The 2022-nt window shown below is 45.5% G+C and carries 1 protein-coding gene and 1 pseudogene; both read right to left on the minus strand.

The features are described 5' to 3' along the window. On the minus strand, positions 1–742 hold a 742-nt coding region (locus tag A3757_RS20445), incomplete at its 3' end, for an SH3 domain-containing protein (protein WP_068740200.1). 71 nt (positions 743–813) lie between these two features. Next, positions 814–2022 (minus strand): annotated as a pseudogene (locus tag A3757_RS27085) (hypothetical protein); the annotation flags it as partial.

Genomic DNA, 2022 nt, shown 5'->3' on the forward strand with positions numbered 1-2022 from the left:
TTTCACGGTTAGTAAAAATTTTATAGTCCTTCACTTCCATACGAACAAAATAACGGTCGCTCAAGTAATATCGTGCCCCTATACCGGCATGAATAGATTCTTCGTCCCGCTTTGCTTCTTCAGATAAGGTCGCCTTGGGGCTGATAAATACCATGCCCGCCCCTAAAGTAAAAAACGGTGAGAACTTCCAGGAAGGAAATGGCTGATGAAGCAAGTTCACGCTTGCGACTTTTATCTCAGCCGAATCACCCAGCACCTGACTCCCCCATAATTCAAGAGATATGTTGTTGGTCATCCAATAGCCCAGATAAGCCGAATTAAGGGCTGCTTTGTCAAACTGACCACTCATCAAACCTGCTTCCCAGCGACGTGTATTGAAGTCATCAAAGACTGGTTCTGTGATCTTCACAGTTTCGCCATTAGCGTCTTCCATCTGCAATACATCAGCAATATTCAACCAACCTTCATTACCTTTGCGATCACGAACTTTTAACCACTCCGTCTTTCGAGTTGAAACTTCTAGCCACTCCCCTTTTTCGCTGATATGGAATACAGGGAAACCTTGCGCGGGGCCTGTGCGCCATTCCACAAAAGGAAGTACCACTTTAAGCTGAGGCGCAAATACGGTAGACCCGGCATGGTCTTCACGAGTTTCGGCCTCACTGGCTAAAACAGGCCATGAGAACAGCGACAAAATGAAGACCACCAAGCAAGAATACTGGCAGCGTGTTAAGCCTGACATAAATATCCTTTTTTAATCATGCAACGTTCAACTCTTCTCTACACACGAGGAAAATCTCTATGTAATCAATACTAGTTAATTGGTGCCGCAAAAGGGTCGTTAAAGTATTGCGCCCCAAGGTCCAACCATTCAGAAATCAACTTAAGCTCGGATAAAGTGAGATCACCTTCATGAGAACCACCTGCTTCAAACAAGTCTAAAAATTCCCCACTTCTCAAAGCACCTGCTGTATTCATAGTTGGCCCCACTGGTACAGTTTCCTGGACGTAAATAATGTTTTCGAATTCATCACGAAGCGGCTCACCTTCGTCATCCAACACTGGCTGATCGCTATCGACTAAGCGGTCAATTAAAATGCCTTCAACCAGTTCAACTTCATTATCATTAAATAATAGCTCACGATAAGACTTATAGTGATCTGGATCGTCAGTTGAAGGACCATTACTCAAATCCAACTGCTCAACCGGAACTTGAGTTTCCCCTTCACTGTCTACATTACTATGACAGGATGTACAGGTACGGTCTTCTTCAAGTTCATCGACGATACGTGATCTCGGCACCGACCATAGAGAATGAATATGTGTTTCATAGTTCACCACTATTCGACACCCTAGTCCCCAAGTCCCTTCACAAGTTTCCTTAATTGGCATTGGTGTCGTTAAATCTTCATAAGCATAGCTAATATCATTGTCTGTATCGGCAGGAACGACCCACTCATCAGTATAAGTAATATCAGGGCTTAGATTTCGAATACCATAATTTTCGGTATAGGCCTGCGCCATGGTTTCCCCCATTAGCACACCAAAGGGTGTATCTTCATCAGGCCCGGCAGGAGACGTTCCCGGAAAAGGAAGACCAACAGTCTCTGCCCCCGTATTGACCGGTTCAGGCCCAGCGCCATTACGCCCATGCGGGACTTCGCTTGCACCCGTGTGGCAACCGTTACATTCTATTAATTCCCCTGGAGCGACTTGCAGCCAGTTTTGATGACGCTCACTAGTACGCTGCCCTTTTTCATTTAATACGCTAAGTGCAAAAGCAACATTGGCTGGTACGGTCACCATTACAGATCCATCTGGTTCAATAGGAACATAACCCAGGATTTCCCGCATAGATTGCGCTCGACTTCTACCAAAAGCGGAGTTATCAAAATCACGTACGTTTTCATCAGGTATTGAAACAGCCTTCTCGATTCTTAGAAAACGTTGAGGACGCTCAGAAGGCTCTGTCACCTCAGGATTAGCAAGCGCCGCTAAACCGGCAGGAGACGTATCTTCACC

The organism is Oleiphilus sp. HI0117 (assembly GCF_001635235.1).